At 70.6% G+C, this 13,894-nt stretch carries 12 protein-coding genes; 6 read left to right on the forward strand and 6 right to left on the reverse strand.

Annotated features, from left to right (window positions below):
* Positions 1-8 precede the first annotated feature (8 nt).
* Genes QFW96_RS12485 through QFW96_RS12495 form a run of 3 tightly spaced genes read right to left on the reverse strand, consistent with a single transcriptional unit; the run spans position 9 to position 3,889 of the window.
* Positions 9-1,160, reverse strand: a complete 1,152-nt coding sequence (locus QFW96_RS12485) for a Glu/Leu/Phe/Val family dehydrogenase (RefSeq protein ID WP_281455770.1) — start codon at positions 1,158-1,160, stop codon at positions 9-11.
* A gap of 12 nt (positions 1,161-1,172) precedes the next feature.
* On the reverse strand, positions 1,173-2,309 hold the full coding sequence (locus QFW96_RS12490; RefSeq protein WP_281455771.1) for an NAD(P)/FAD-dependent oxidoreductase: 1,137 nt from the start codon (positions 2,307-2,309) through the stop codon (positions 1,173-1,175).
* Positions 2,309-3,889: an aldehyde dehydrogenase family protein gene (locus QFW96_RS12495; protein ID WP_281455772.1), complete on the reverse strand. Its 1,581-nt coding sequence runs from the start codon at positions 3,887-3,889 to the stop codon at positions 2,309-2,311. Before QFW96_RS12495 ends, QFW96_RS12490 begins: the two co-directional genes overlap by 1 nt.
* 167 nt (positions 3,890-4,056) lie before the next feature.
* Here QFW96_RS12495 and QFW96_RS12500 point away from each other — a divergent pair, with 167 nt between their 5' ends.
* The 4 genes from QFW96_RS12500 (at position 4,057) to QFW96_RS12515 (ending at position 6,786) form a co-directional block, all read left to right on the forward strand.
* Complete coding sequence (locus QFW96_RS12500) at positions 4,057-4,995, forward strand: ornithine cyclodeaminase family protein (protein WP_281455773.1); 939 nt, start codon at positions 4,057-4,059, stop codon at positions 4,993-4,995.
* A 102-nt stretch (positions 4,996-5,097) separates the two neighbouring features.
* Positions 5,098-5,298: a hypothetical protein gene (locus QFW96_RS12505; protein WP_281455774.1), complete on the forward strand. Its 201-nt coding sequence runs from the start codon at positions 5,098-5,100 to the stop codon at positions 5,296-5,298.
* Positions 5,295-5,804, forward strand: a complete 510-nt coding sequence (locus QFW96_RS12510) for a DUF6879 family protein (protein ID WP_281455775.1) — start codon at positions 5,295-5,297, stop codon at positions 5,802-5,804. Before QFW96_RS12505 ends, QFW96_RS12510 begins: the two co-directional genes overlap by 4 nt.
* Positions 5,805-6,012: 208 nt before the next feature.
* Positions 6,013-6,786: a serine hydrolase gene (locus QFW96_RS12515; RefSeq protein WP_343231379.1), complete on the forward strand. Its 774-nt coding sequence runs from the start codon at positions 6,013-6,015 to the stop codon at positions 6,784-6,786.
* Here the strand turns inward: QFW96_RS12515 and QFW96_RS12520 are convergent.
* The 3 genes from QFW96_RS12520 to QFW96_RS12530 form a co-directional block, all read right to left on the reverse strand.
* On the reverse strand, positions 6,747-8,927 hold the full coding sequence (locus QFW96_RS12520) for a terpene synthase family protein (RefSeq protein WP_281455777.1): 2,181 nt from the start codon (positions 8,925-8,927) through the stop codon (positions 6,747-6,749). The two genes, QFW96_RS12515 and QFW96_RS12520, sit on opposite strands and share 40 nt — an antisense overlap.
* A gap of 131 nt (positions 8,928-9,058) precedes the next feature.
* Positions 9,059-10,657 (reverse strand): amidohydrolase, encoded by a 1,599-nt coding sequence (locus QFW96_RS12525; RefSeq protein ID WP_281455778.1) that lies wholly within the window; start codon positions 10,655-10,657, stop codon positions 9,059-9,061.
* A 57-nt stretch (positions 10,658-10,714) separates the two neighbouring features.
* Complete coding sequence (locus QFW96_RS12530; protein WP_281455779.1) at positions 10,715-11,563, reverse strand: hypothetical protein; 849 nt, start codon at positions 11,561-11,563, stop codon at positions 10,715-10,717.
* 513 nt (positions 11,564-12,076) lie between these two features.
* Here QFW96_RS12530 and QFW96_RS12535 point away from each other — a divergent pair.
* Together QFW96_RS12535 and QFW96_RS12540 are read left to right on the forward strand one after the other, a co-directional pair.
* The gene (locus QFW96_RS12535; RefSeq protein ID WP_281455780.1) at positions 12,077-13,270 is read left to right on the forward strand and encodes a Glu/Leu/Phe/Val family dehydrogenase; all 1,194 of its coding nucleotides are present in this window, start codon (positions 12,077-12,079) and stop codon (positions 13,268-13,270) included.
* A 311-nt stretch (positions 13,271-13,581) separates the two neighbouring features.
* Positions 13,582-13,785 carry a cold-shock protein gene (locus tag QFW96_RS12540; RefSeq protein WP_145739725.1) on the forward strand — a complete coding sequence of 68 codons (204 nt, stop codon included), beginning with the start codon at positions 13,582-13,584 and terminating at the stop codon, positions 13,783-13,785.
* Positions 13,786-13,894: the final 109 nt, after the last annotated feature.

Consider the following 13,894-nt stretch of genomic DNA (forward strand, 5'->3'; position numbering starts at 1 on the left):
CCGCCTCCTCAGGCGGGGACGGGCAGCCGGCCGCGCAGCCGCATCGCCTCGCGGACCCGCTGCTCGGCCATCGCCAGCGCCGCCGCGTGCGGCAGCACGCCCTCGCGCGCGGCGGCGTCGAGCACCAGCAGGGTGTTGCGCCGGGTGCGGGCCGCGACCTCGTCGAGGATGCGGGCCGGTTCGGGCCGGAACGCGGAGCGCCGGGCGTCCATCGCGAACCCGGCCGCGATCGCCCCACCGGCGTTGGCGATGAAGTCCGGCACGATCTCCACCCCCCGCGCGCCCAGCGCCTCCCGGGCGCGCGGCGTGGTCGGCAGGTTGGCGCCCTCCACGATCAGCCCGGCCCTGATCCGCTCGGCCACCGTCGGGTCGATGACGTCCTGCCGGGCCGCCGGGATCAGCACGTCGCAGTCCACGGTGAGCTCCTCGCCCTGGGCGATCCGCTGCGCGGGTGCGGCTTTGGCGACGCAGGCGTCGCCGAACTCCGCCCGCGCGGCCAGCCACTCGGGCACGTCGAGCCCGTTCGCGTCGTGCACCGAACCGTCCACGGTGGACAGCGCGACGAGCTGGGCGCCGAACTCGTGCAGCCGCGCGGCGGTGGCCGCGCCGACCGCGCCGAAGCCCTGCACCGCGATCCGCGCCCCGGCCACCGGTTTCCCGGCGCGCTCCAGCGCGGCCAGCGCCGCCTCGGCGACACCGTGCCCGGTCACCCCGAGCTGGTCGTAGGGCACCCCGCCGAGGGCTTCCGGGACGCCGACGGCCGCGCCGCGATCGGCGAGCTCGTCCTGGATGATCGCCGCGTCGTGCTCGGTCATCCCCATGTCCAGCCCGGCGACGTAGCTGGCCGGGATCTGGTCGGCCAGCCGCCGCGCGAACGCGCGCACCACGGCTTCCTTGTCGGGCGAGTCCGGGTCGGCGACGATCCCGGCCTTCGCGCCGCCGTGGAAGAGGTCGACCGCCGCCCACTTCCAGGTCATCACGCGCGCCAGCCGCGCGACCTCGCCGACGGTCACCGTCGGCGCCATGCGGGTGCCGCCCTTGCCGGTGCCGCGCGCGGTGTTGTCGATGACCAGCACGCCCCGCATCCCGGTGCGAGCGTCGGAGACGCAGACGACCTTCTCCGGGCCCCACTCGTCGATCTCCTGCAACAGGTCGACCACGGTTGTCCCTTCCTAGACGCAGTTGTGCTCGGGCCGGACCTCGGCGCCGTCGAAGCGGCGCACGTCGAGACCGGAGACGTCGATCGGTGGTGTGCGGCCCAGCACCAGGTCGCGCATCACCTCGCCGACCGCCGGGCTCTGCAGGAAGCCGTGCCCGGAGAAGCCGGTGGCGTAGAAGAACCGGCCGGAGTTGCCGATCAGCGCGTTGTGGTCCGGGGTGATCTCGTAGAGCCCGGCCCAGCCGTGCGCCACGCCCGCCTCGGCGACCCGCGGAGCCCGCCGAGCGACGGCTTCGCTGAGCCGCCCCAACCAGCGGTCGTCGGTGCCGAGCCGGAACCCGAACTCCTCGTCCGGATCCGACATGCCCACCAGCAGGCCGGGTCCTTCCTCGTGGAAGTAGAAGCTGGTGGCGAAGTCGATGGTGAACGGCAGCTTCGGCGGCAGGTCCGGCATCGGCTCGGTGACCAGGATCTGCCTGCGCAGCGGGCGCACCGGCAGCCGCACCCCGGCGAGCTCGCCGACCTCCGCCGACCAGGCCCCGGCCGCGCACACCACCGTCGAGGTGCGCACCTCGCCCTGATCGGTGAGCACACCGCTGATCTCACCGCCGTGCGTCTCGATGCCGGTCACCGAAACCCCGCGCCGCAGCACCGCCCCGTGCTCGCGGGCCGCCCTGGCGTAGCCCTGCACCACGCCCTCGGGCGTGCAGTGCCCGTCGGTGGGGGAGAAGGCCGCGGCCAGCAGGCCCTCCGGCGACACCAGCGGCGACAGCTCGCACGCCTCGGCGACGGTCAGCATCCGGCTCGGCACGCCCAGCGAGTTCTGCAGCGCCACGCTGCCCTCGAACGCGGCGACGTCGGCCGGATCCGACAGCAGGAACAGGTACCCCTGCTGCTTGAGATCGATGTCGCCACCGGGCCGCCGCGCGAAGTCCTCGAAGGCCCGCAGACTGCGCTGCCCGAGCTCGATGTTGACCGGATCGGAGAACTGCGCCCGGACACCGCCGGCCGCCTTGCTGGTGCTGCCCGAACCGAGTTCGTCGCGCTCCAGCAACAGCACGTCCGCGCCGGCTTCGGCGAGGTGGAAGGCGGTGCTCACGCCCACCGCCCCGCCGCCGACGACCACCACTTCCGCAGCGGCCGGGAGCACTAGTTCCCGCCCAATTCCGGGGGCAGCCGGTAGTCGAGCTCGGGCTCGACGGTGTCGACGTCCATCTGGGCCTTCTGCAGCTTGCCGGAGAAGTCCCAGTTCAACGACTGCCAGCGGGTGAACTGGTCGAGCACCCAGATGCCCGACTGGCGACTTCCGTTGCCGGACTTGCCGTTCCCGCCGAACGGCAGGTGCGCCTCGGCACCGGAGGTCGAGTTGTTCACGCTGAGCATGCCCGCCCCGATACCCTGCCGGAACCGGAACGCCTTGGCCGGATCGGTGGTGTAGATCGCCGCCGACAGCCCGTAGCCGGGCGCGTTGCCGAGCTCGATGGCCTCGTCGAGCGTGTCGTAGGCGGTGATGCCGACGATCGGGCCGAAGGTCTCGTTGCGGAAGATGTGGTCGTCGGTGCGCATCCCGTCGACCAGCACCGGGTGGTAGTACAGCCCGGTGGCCGGATCGCCGTGGAAACCCTTGCGCGGCTTGTCGTTCCCGATCCGGCCGACGGCGTCCGAGCCCAGCGTGGTGTGGTGCGGCTGCAGGGTGTCCAAGATGGACTCGAAGTTGTCGGCGAACTTCTGGTCCAGCATCGGCCCGTAGAGCACGTCGCCGCCGGGCTCGCCGACGGTGGCCGCGCGCAGCGCCTCGTCCAGGCGCCGGGTGAACTCGTCCTTGACGTCGCGGTGCACGATCAGGTTGCCCAGCGAGGTGCAGCGCTGACCGGCCGTGCCCCAGCCGGAGAACAGCGCGCCCTCCACGGCCAGGTCCAGGTCGGCGTCCTCGGTGACGATCATCGGGTTCTTCCCGCCCAGCTCCAGGCACGGGTTCTGCAGGTGGCGGCCGCACAGCTCGCCGACCCGAGTGCCGACGGCGCTGGACCCGGTGAAGCCGACCTTGTTGACCGTGCCCGCTTCGAGCGAGGCCTCCAGGCCCTTGAAGGTCGCCTCGCCGTCGGTGTAGACGAGGTTGAGGACGCCCTTGGGGACCCCGGCCTTCCACGCGAGCTCGGCGACCGCGCGGGCCGCACCGGCCGCGTACTCGGCGGGCTTCCACACGACCGCGTTGCCGCACAGCAGCGCCGGCACCAGGTACCAGGACGGGACCGCCACCGGGAAGTTGCCCGCGGTGATCACCACGGCCACGCCGACCGGCACGCGGAAGGTGAACAGCTGCTTGTCGGGCATCTCCGAGGGCACGGTCTGCCCGTAGAGCCTGCGGCCCTCGCCGAGGAAGAAGTCGCAGGTGTCGACGATCTCCTGGACCTCGCCGAGCGCTTCGGCGTACGGCTTGCCGATCTCGCGGGTCACCAGCTTCGCGAGGGATTCCTTGTTCGCCTCGACCAGGCGGCCGAGCCCGGCGATGACGCGACCGCGGACCGGCGCGGGCACCTGGGACCACTCCTTCTGCGCCCGCTGGGCCTGCTCGGTGGCGGCCACCAGCGTGTCGGGGGTGCCCAGGGCGACCTTGGCGACGACGTCGTCGAGGTTCGCGGGGTTCTTCGAGAGGTACTCGCCTCCGCCGTCGACCACCTCCGGGGCGTCCGGGCCGATCACGGAGCTCAACGTCGCCTGCACCGCCATGCACCTCTTCCAGGTCGGGGATCACCCTGCTCGGGAATAACGCTGAGATCACCGTAGAACGACGGAGCGTGTTCTGTTGAGGATCAGAAGAGTGATTTCTCGTCGGGCTGAGCACCAGTGATGCTGGGGCTTCCCGTGAGGCGGGTGGTGTGCCACCGTCGATGCGCATGGAGCTGCTCACCGACGCGGACGTGGCCGCCGTCCTCGACTACGACACCGCGATCGCCTCGCAACGCCTGGCCTTCGAGTCCCTGGGCAGGCGAGAGGCGCAGCAGGCCGCGAAGACGGCGATCCGCACAGGTCAGGACACCGCCCTGTCGTACCTGTGCCGACTCTCGCCTCGGCACGGTCCGGTCGCCAAGCTGGTCTCGGTCAACCCCGGCAACGCCGAGCGCGGACTGGCTTCGATCAACGCCACGGTCCTGGTGCTCGACGCGGAGACCGGGGCGTTGGCCGCGACGATGTCGGGCACCGCGCTCACCGAGATCCGCACCGCCGCGGGCAGCGCCGTCGCGATCGACGCCCTCGCCCGGGCTGAGGCGGACGTGCTGGCGGTGATCGGCTCCGGCGTCCAGGCCCGCGCCCACGTCCGCGCGATCTCCCGGGTCCGCCCGCTGGCCGAGGTCCGCATCCACAGCCGCGACGCGACCCGCCGCGAGACCGCGGCCGCCGAGCTGTCCAGCGAACTCGACCTGAACGTCCGCCCGGCCGCCACGCCCGCCGACGCGGTCCGGGATGCGGCGATGGTCGTCGCCTGCACCCTCAGCCCGGACCCCGTCGTCCCCACCTCGGATCTGGCCCCGGGTGCAACGGTGGTCAGCGTCGGCAGCTTCGAACCGCACCGCCGCGAAGTCGACGCCGACCTCCTGCGCACCGCCACCACGATCGTCGTCGACGACGTCGACACGGCCACCCACCACGCAGGCCCGATCATGACGGCCCTCGACTCCGGCGACCTCACCCCCGACGCCCTGATCCCGCTCGGCGCAGTCCTCACCGGCGATCACCCGGCCCGAGAATCCCCGCAAGACCGCATCTTCTACAACAGCGTCGGCATCGCAGCCCAAGACGCAGCAGCAGCCCTCGCGGTCCTGGGAAGGCTGTAATGCGCCTTCCGAGCGGCTCAAGCGGGTGATCGTTACCCAACATCGTGCATAAGACGCGTACGAGCTTGATCGATAGCGTCACCTCCGCAAATCTGTGGAGCCATGAAGCTATCCAAGGTTGCGGGATGCGAGTTCGACAACTGTCCGGTGGTGTACCTCTCCGATGCGGGAATGGCGGTTGTGCAGGGATTCCCCGTGCGCGCTGCTGACGGACTCGAACTCGGGGTGGGCGAGATCGCCGTCGAAGTGCCGCCAGAGATCGTCCTCGCGTCGGTAGAAGCACTCCAGGGAGCCAAGAAATGATCGTGCCCGACCTGCTGCAGAACTTTGACGAGTGTGAGCGCACCGCGTGGCGGTTCGAGTGCCAGCCGACTTACACGATGCCCAGGGAGAGAGCCGGTTTCGATCGGTGGAAGGCCGGAGAGCCCAAACCCGAGGGCCACAACTCCGCCTGGCATGAGCGAGTCAGGGGTTACCTCGCGGCTGGTAAGGCACTTGGGCGCGTCCGCGTGGTGCGCCGACCGTTCACCATCTACCAGCGATACCAGATGGCCTGGGGCATCCCCGGCAACATCGAGGCCGGAGAAGACATCCGGATGCTCGACTCGACCGATCTTGAGCTGGATCTGCCGAACCAGGACTTCTGGTTGTTCGATGATAAGACCGTCGTCCATCTCAACTTCGAAGAGGATGGAACTCTGATCAACCTGGAGCAGCTGGAGGACCCCGACCTGTCGTTGTACCGGAAGTGGCGGGACACGGCGCTCGCTCATGCGGTGCCGTTCAGCGAGTTTGATGCTCGAAGCTGATGATGAGCGGCGTGACCGCCAGGATCTGGCGTGGGACGCGCTTGAGGTGCACGTGGAGAACCACTTGTCGGCGTGCGCGTGTCCGTGTTGCGGGCGTTGAGGTCGGGGTCCGTGTGCTTTGCTGGTGGGAGAGTCGGTCAGGAGGTCATGAGTGGGGTTCGCGGCGCGGTTCGAGGCCGAGTTGGCGGGAGTGGAACTTCCCGGGCGGGTGGGGATCGCCTGTTGGGATCTGCGGGAGGACGTGCCCGTGCTGCGGGGGGCCGAGGTCGAAGTGCACTCGGCGAGCACCATCAAGGTGCTGGTGATGATCGCGGCGTTGCGAGCCGTGGCTGACGGGCGGCTCGACCTGGATCGGCTCGTGGAGCTGCCGCGCGAGCGGACCCGGGGGACCGGGGTGCTGTTCGAGATGCCCAGCGTCGCTTCGGTTTCCTTGCGGGACCTGATCGCGCTCATGATCGTCGTCAGCGACAACGGGGCCACCAACGCCGTCATCGACGAGGTCGGATTTCCCGCGATCGCCGAGTGCATCGCGGATCTGGGCTGCGCGGGAACGCGCGTCGAACGGCACATCATGGACACCGAGGCACCCGGCGTCCTGCGGACCACCGCGCTCGACCAGGCGCGCGTCATGGCCGCCCTCGCCGCAGGCGATGCCTTGCCCCCGACCGAGACCGAGCACGCGCTGGGCGTGCTCGCGCGCCAGCAGGTCGTGGACCGAATCCCGTTGCGGCTGCCCGGGAACGCGCGCTGCTGGAACAAGACCGGCGAGATCAAGGGACTGCGCCACGACGTCGCGCTGCTCAGCACCGACGACACCCCGCAGGTCGTGCTCGCCGTGCTCATCGACCAGCTCACCGACCCGGTGTCCACGAAGGGCTACCGAGGCGGCGACGGCGTCGAAGCCGCCGCCGCCATCGGAGAAGCCGCCTGGCGGGCCCTCGCTCAGCCCAGCACGGGATCCCACGGCGTCGAAGGCGCGTAGAGCGACCGGATCCCGCTCAGCGGGGCGTTGTGCCGCAACTCCTCGTCGCGGTAGCGGGCCACCTGCTCGTGCCAGTTGAGGATGCCGGCCAGCCAGTCCTGGAGCTCCTCGGCGTGCTCGTTCAACGCCTTCTGCGCCTCCGGCGAGACCTGGCGCTCCTCGTACAGGGCGGGCAGTTCCACGTCGATGACGTGCCGGAACTGCTCCATCCTGGCGTTGAACAGCTCGTGCACGATCTCGAACGCGCGGTCCTGGTCGCAGTCCAGGAAGTTCTGCACCACCAGGACCGCGTTGTGCACCTCGCCCTCGAACTCGATCTCCTTGCGGTAGGAGAACACATCGTTGAGCAGCGTCGCGCAGTCGATCGCCGAGTTCTCCAGGTTCTGCACCGCGCGGGTCTCGTACAGCTCCGGCGGCACCACGTCACCGTGCGAGAAGCGGGCCAGGCTGATCGTCATGTCCGAACCGAACGTCGCCCGCCGCATCTCCACGTAGTCCACCGGATCCGGGATGTGGTTGAGCGCCTGGTTGTCCAGCTCCCACACCCAGCTGTCGATCATCACCTCGACCGCGTCCCGCAACGACGCCCGCTCCCGGGCGTTCATCGGTGCCGTCGTGCGCCGCCACAGGTCCGCCAGACCGCGCTCCATCATGTTCACCGGCACGATCCCGGGCTCGCCCGAGTCGGTCATGATCTGCTTCAACCGCTGGTTCTGCGCCTTCGCGCCGGTGATGTCGCGGGCGTGGCCGTACCGCTGCGGGTAGAGGTCGTCGCCGTAGGTGCCCCACACCAGCCAGTGCGAGGCCAGGTCCAGCTCCTCCAGGCTCGCGTCCGGGTCGAGCCCGGCGGCGCACAGCGGCAGGTCGTTGAACCGCACCGCCGCCTCGTCCCACACCGGCTGGACCTCGGTGAACATGCCCATCTCGCGCGACCAGTCCACCGCGTGCTCGCGGGCGACGTCCAGGTGCGAGCACAACCGCAGCTCGAACGGCACCTCCAGCTGCGGCCGCCGCACCGGGCCCACCGGTTGGTACGGGACGTGGTTGAAGCTCCGAAAGCGTTGCGGCGCGGTCGATGCCAGCGACTTGGCGATGTAGGCCCCCGCCGTCCCCAAGCCCGTCGGCCCGCCCAGCACCGCCGTCGACCCACCGCCCTCGGGGTAGCGGCCGGAGGCCATGTGCCACTCGTGCCCGCCGGACTGCCAGTCCTGCAAGCCCTTGGCGTAGCCCAGCACCGCGAACCGCCCGGCCGGATCCACCCCGTGCTCCTCCAGCAGTCTCGGGATCTCGGTGACCGCGGTGTGCTCGAACTGGTGCATCCGCGAGGTCAGCAGGTCGTTGACGATCTCGGCGGCCTCCTGCGTGTCGATGCCCAGGAACCGCTCGAAGACCAGCACGCCGTTGCTCAGCTCGCCCTCGTCGGTGACCTCGCGCTCGTAGGAGAACAGGTCGTTGCGCAGGTGCACCGCGTCGGAGAACGTGTCCCGCAGGACCTTCAGCGGCCGGGTCCCGGCGAGTTCCGCCGGGACCTCCATCCCCACCGCGTGCTCGACCAGGTTCGCCGACCACGGGGCGCCGCCGACCTTGCGGCGCATCTCGATGTACTCGATGGGGTTGGACAGCCGGCCCTCGCTGATGTTGTGCAGCTCCCACAGGGACTCGTCCAGCAGCGCCTTGGTGCTCTCGGCGAACCGGCGGCGCCAGTCGACGCTCATCGACGGCACCGTGCGCCGCCACAGATCCGCCAGACCCGCCTCCACCGGGTTCGTCGGCTCCTCGGTGATCTCCCCCTCCACCGGCATGAACGCGCGCAACCGGTCGAGGTGCTCGCGCGCCGCGGTGAGGTCCGGATCGCGCTTGTAGAGCTCGACGAAGTGGTCGTCGAAGTAGAACACCCACACGTACCAGTCGGTGACCAGGTCCAGCTCGTCACCGTCGCAATCGGGGTGGGTGTAGGCGCACAGCAGCGCGTAGTCGTCGCGATCCAGGTCGGCCTCGGTCCAGATCTCCTTGCCCTGCTGCGGGACGTCGATCATCTCCATGCGCCGGGCCCACTGCTTGGTGTGCTCGCGCGCGCGTTGCAGGTTCGGGTTCAGGCGGGCCGGGTAGGACAGGTAGAACTCGGGCAGTCGGAACGACATGGGTCAGCGGCCTCCCAAGGGATGTGCACCGTCGCCGCAGACGCAACCAGTCCCGCGCAGCGCGGCCAATGCCTGCCCGCGGTTGGCACACGATCGGGATGTGACATCGCCCGGCCGGCCCAGTCCCAAGATCACCGATGGTGCACGATCACACCGTCCACCATCGTCAGATCCACCCCGCAGGACGCGATCTCCGCCGCAGGCAGCGCGAACGGATCGGCGTCGAGCAGCACCAGGTCGGCGGCCTTGCCGACCTCGATCGTGCCGGTGCTGCCCTCGACGTGGTTCACCCACGCCCCGCCCGCCGTGCAGGCCGCCAGCGCGTCGACGAGCTGCAGCGATTCGCCCGGGCAGAGGGCATCGTCCGAGCCGGGCTCGCAGCGGTTGACCGCCACGTGGACGCCCAGCATCGGATCGGCCTCCGACACCGGCCAGTCGCTGCCCACCGCCAGCACCGCGCCCGCCGCGCGCAGCGAGCGGAACGGGTACTGCCACGAGGTGCGGGTGTGGCCGAGCCGGGGCGCGGTCAGCTCTGTCATCGCCGCGTCCTGGACCGCCCAGCGCGGCTGGATCGTCGCGGCCACCCCGAGTTCCCGGAAGCGGGGGAGATCGCCCGGATGGACCACCTGGACGTGAGCGATCTGGTGACGCAGCGCGGGATCGCTCCCGCGGACCGCGTCCAGCGCGTCGCGCACCGCTCGATCGCCGACCGCGTGGAAGTGCAGCTGGAAGCCCTCGGCGGTCAGCGCGGGCACCACCTCCGCCAGCGCCTCCGGGGACACGAACGACAGACCACGACCATCCCGCCCCAGGTAGGGCAGGCGCAGCGCGGCCGTGGCGTTCTCGCACACCCCGTCCTGCATGATCTTGACCGTCTCGGCCCGGAACCGCTTGCCCCGCGCCCGCTTGCGGCGCTCCACCAGATCCGGCACCTGCTCCGGGCCGCGATCGCGGTCCCACCACAGCGCGCCCCGCACCTTGCCGGTCAGCAGCCCCCGCTCGTCCGCGGTGACGTACGTGCTCAGCAGGTCGTCGTAGCCCAGGTAGCGGCCGATGATCGCGTCGTGCCACGACGTCACCCCGCGCGCGTGCAGGTGCCGCTGCCCCTCGGCCAGGGCGTCGAGGTGCTCCTGGGCGCCGGTGACCGGCAGCACGTGCTCCATCAGGCGGGTCGCGCCCTCGTGCAGGGTGCCGTCGGGACGCCCGGCCGGGTCGCGTTCGATGCGCCCGTCCGGCGGATCCGGCGTGTCCCGGCCGATGCCGGCCAGCCGCAGCGCCACCGAGTTCACCCACGCACCGTGGTGATCGCGGTTGACCAGGTACGCGGGCCGGTCCCCGGTCACCGAGTCCAGCGCCCGCCGCGTCGGCGTCCCGCCCGGGAACTGCGCCACGTCCCAGCCGCCGCCGAGCAGCCACGGCGAGTCCGGGCGGGCGGCGAGGTGCTCGGCGATCAGCCGCAGGCAATCGGCCGCCGACTCGGCCCCCGAGAGGTCGCAGCGCCCGTGCAGCAGGCCGCCGAAGACCGGGTGCACGTGCGCGTCGTGGAACCCCGGCAGCAGCAACCGGCCGCGCAGCGAGATCACGTCGGTGCGCGGGCCGATCCGCTCGCGCACCGCCTCCGCACCGACGGCCGCGATCCGGCCGTCGCGCACCAGCACCGCATCGGTGAACGACCGCGCGGCGTCCATCGTGGCCACCGGGCCACCCAAGAACGCCACCTCACCGACCATGAGCTGATTGTCGCAGCAGGTCGGTGCGGTGGCGCCGGTCAGTTCCGGACAGACGGCCTAGACGCGCTCGCCGGTGATGGCGGCGACGGCGCGTTCGCGCTGCGGTTCGGTGACCTCCGGGAGCTGGAAGCCCCGGGCGCGGATGTGGTTGAGCAGGTCGGGCTCCGGCGCCACGCCGTGCTGACGCAGGTAGTAGGCCACCGCGCCCGGCCAGATCCAGGTCCCGTCGGTGTGGAAGGTCATCGGCACCGCGCCGGTGCGCTGCCGGTCCAGCCGGTCGTCGTCGTAGCTGCGCGCGGCCAGCACGACCGGGGCCGTCTCCAAGTACTCCGCCACTCGATCGGCCTCCGCGCGACCGATCTCGGCACGCTCGGTGATCGGGTTGCCGCGGTCGTCGAAGACCTCCGCGGTGCGCAGCTGCGGGCCACCGGCCTGCGGGGGCCCGGGTTGCGGCGATCCGACCTGCGGGGCGGCCTCGCCGGCGAGCCACTGCGGGGTGGCGGCCGCCGGGCGCGGGTGCAGCCGCAGCTCCTCCGCGCGGGCTGAGGGTGGGGGAGGGGTCTGCCATTCGGGTTCGCGGTCGCCGTTGAAGTCGACCGCGTAGCTGCCGGGCCGCTGCAGCCGGTAGACCGCGCTGACCCAGGTGCCCCGATCGGGCTGGTACATGCCGCGCCGCAGCCGCTCGAACAGCGGACCCGCTTCCGGGGGCGCGGCGAGCGGGATCGCGCTGCCGTTGGGCGCGATCAACCGGCACACCGTCTCGACGTGGCCGCCGAGGGAGCGGTACTCCGTCGTGGACTCGTGCCAGCCGGGTGGAAGCGCGCGCACGATCACCCGGCCGATCTCCTGGATCAACTGCTGCTGCGTGGCTTCATCCAGCGATCCCGGCGGCTCAGGTTGGCTCATGACTCCCATCCTTCCAGTCGTGCAGCGAGGCGGTGCACGCCGTTCCCCGAGTCCGGATTCGACCCTTCCGCTCCGGGATGTCGGATTCGCGGAATCGGGGGCGAAGGCATCACGAGCGCCTTCGGGGGGAAGCTTAGGACCAACGCGGCGCCAGCGGGGGCCGGTTGAGTTGATCTCGTTACGCAGCAACCGGATACGCCCGTTTTACCGGCCGTCATGCACCCGTTCCGACGTCGTAACGGTTGTCCGAACCGACGATTGTTGACAATCTCTCACCCCCGGCCTTAGCTTCGAGCCATTGGGCGGACGCGGGAGGTGGACTCATGCGAACCGAGTTGAAGAGCTTTCCGCGTCCGACCCGGTCTGCGGACCTTCTCCTCACGATCAGACTCCTCGAATTAGCACGTAGCTGATCGGCTTCGACGAACCACACAGGGCGGATATCCGCCCTATCTCGTCGTTGCCCGATCGCGTTACCCCGTCTCGTATGCGCTCTGAAAGGAGGTATCGCCCATGGGACTCGTCGGCGGCGAACCGCTCATGAAGGTGACCTGGACGGATCCGGTGACAGGCAGCAACGGCTTCCTCGTCGTGCACAGCCTGGTGTCGGGTCTCGCCACCGGCGGGACCAGGATGCGTGCCGGTTGCACGATGGAAGAGGTCGAGCACCTGGCGCGCGGCATGGCCCGCAAGACCGCTGTCTTCGAGTTGCCCGTGGGCGGGGCGAAGGGCGGCATCGACTGCGACCCGAAGGACCCGCAGGCCAAGGGAGTGCTCCGGCGCTACCTCCAGGCGATGCGCCCGTGGCTGGACGCGCACTGGGTGACCGCCGAGGACCTCGGCGTGCCGCAGCACCTGATCGACGACGCGTTCGAGGAGCTGGGGATGCACCAGTCCTACCACGCGGCCATCCGCCGGTCCCCGGACGTGGAGCGCACGCTGCGCCGGGTGCGGGCCGGGCTCAACGCACCGGTGCCGGGCGGACTGCTGCTCGGTGACGTCGTCGGCGGTTACGGCGTCGCCCAGTGCTGCCTGGGCGTGGTGCACGCCCGCGACTGGGCCGCGGAGGAGACCACCGTGGCCGTGCAGGGCGTGGGCACGATGGGTGGCGGCGCCGCCTTCTACCTGCACGAGGCGGGGCTGAAGGTGGTGGCGATGGCCGACGCGGCCGGAACCCTCTACCACCCGGACGGGCTGGACGTCCCGACGCTGCTGGAGGCCCGCGACCGGTTCGGCGAGATCGACCGCGACCAGGTCCCGGCCGGTGTGGAGCTGCTGCCGCGCGACGCGGTGCTCTCCCAGGAGGTCGACGTCCTGATCCCGGCGGCGGTGTCCTTCGCGATCGGCACCGACCGGGTGCCGGACGTGGCGGCGCGGGTGATCGTCGAGGCGGCCAACAACCCGGTCACGCCCGAGGCGGAGGAACTGCTGGCCACCCGCGGGATTCCGGTCATCCCGGACTTCGTGGCCAACGCCGGTGCCGCGGCGTGGGCGTGGTGGCTGCTGCTCGGGCGGGTCGACGCCGATCCCGTGCTGTCCTTCCAGGTGCTGCGCGAGGAGATGCTGGCCAAGATCCCGCTGCTGCTGGCGGCCTGGGACACCGAGGGGCACACGCCGCGCGACGCGGCGCTGATGCTGGCCGAGCAGCGCACCGAGCAGAACCGGGTCGCCGAGGAGAGCGGGGAGGCCCTGCTGAGCATTCCGTGACGACCAGCGGTGCGGTCCCCGGGTTCACGCGACCCGGGGACCGCGTCGTTCGAACTCGAAAAGTCTTGTGGCGGACCGGGTACGGTCTCATGCTGACCGCCTGCGATCAACGTGTGACAACCTGCTACCACGGTGCTAGCGTGACTCGTGGTTGCGGTTTTGGTCCTTGCAGTACTGGAAGAGTGCCTGCCAGAACGCAGGCGCTTTTTTTGTGCCGCGGTGCCTGGCTCCGCGCGCTGCCGGTGATCAGCACTGCCAACCAGGGGTCTGCGCGGTGTTGACCCCGGCCAGCAGAAACGGGAGAACAAGGAATGGCTAGCGGTACGGTCAAGTGGTTCAACGCTGAGAAGGGCTACGGGTTCATCACCCCCGACGGCGGTGGCTCTGACGTCTTCGCCCACTACTCCGCCATCGACGCCACCGGTTTCCGCACGCTGGAGGAGAACCAGCGCGTGGAGTTCGAGATCGCGCAGGGCCCCAAGGGTCCTCAGGCGGCGGGCATCCGCACCGTCTGACTCGCTGCAGTCCTCGACGAGCGGCGGGCCGTGACCGCCGGTCCGCCGCTCACCGCAGATGATCTTCCTCTCGCCGATCACCGGCGAGTTTCACCCGATGGGGCAGGGT

Origin of the sequence: Saccharopolyspora ipomoeae (assembly GCF_029952525.1) — a bacterium.
Classification (GTDB): Bacteria; Actinomycetota; Actinomycetes; order Mycobacteriales; family Pseudonocardiaceae; genus Saccharopolyspora; species Saccharopolyspora ipomoeae.

Coding starts and splice junctions, on each gene's coding strand:
- QFW96_RS12520 (WP_281455777.1), bottom strand. CDS start 8,927: ATGTCGTTCCGACTGCCCGAGTTCTACCTGTCCTACCCGGCCCGCCTG.
- QFW96_RS12525 (WP_281455778.1), bottom strand. CDS start 10,657: ATGGTCGGTGAGGTGGCGTTCTTGGGTGGCCCGGTGGCCACGATGGAC.
- QFW96_RS12495 (WP_281455772.1), bottom strand. CDS start 3,889: ATGGCGGTGCAGGCGACGTTGAGCTCCGTGATCGGCCCGGACGCCCCG.
- QFW96_RS12500 (WP_281455773.1), top strand. CDS start 4,057: ATGGAGCTGCTCACCGACGCGGACGTGGCCGCCGTCCTCGACTACGAC.
- QFW96_RS12540 (WP_145739725.1), top strand. CDS start 13,582: ATGGCTAGCGGTACGGTCAAGTGGTTCAACGCTGAGAAGGGCTACGGG.
- QFW96_RS12535 (WP_281455780.1), top strand. CDS start 12,077: ATGGGACTCGTCGGCGGCGAACCGCTCATGAAGGTGACCTGGACGGAT.
- QFW96_RS12510 (WP_281455775.1), top strand. CDS start 5,295: ATGATCGTGCCCGACCTGCTGCAGAACTTTGACGAGTGTGAGCGCACC.
- QFW96_RS12530 (WP_281455779.1), bottom strand. CDS start 11,563: ATGAGCCAACCTGAGCCGCCGGGATCGCTGGATGAAGCCACGCAGCAG.
- QFW96_RS12505 (WP_281455774.1), top strand. CDS start 5,098: ATGAAGCTATCCAAGGTTGCGGGATGCGAGTTCGACAACTGTCCGGTG.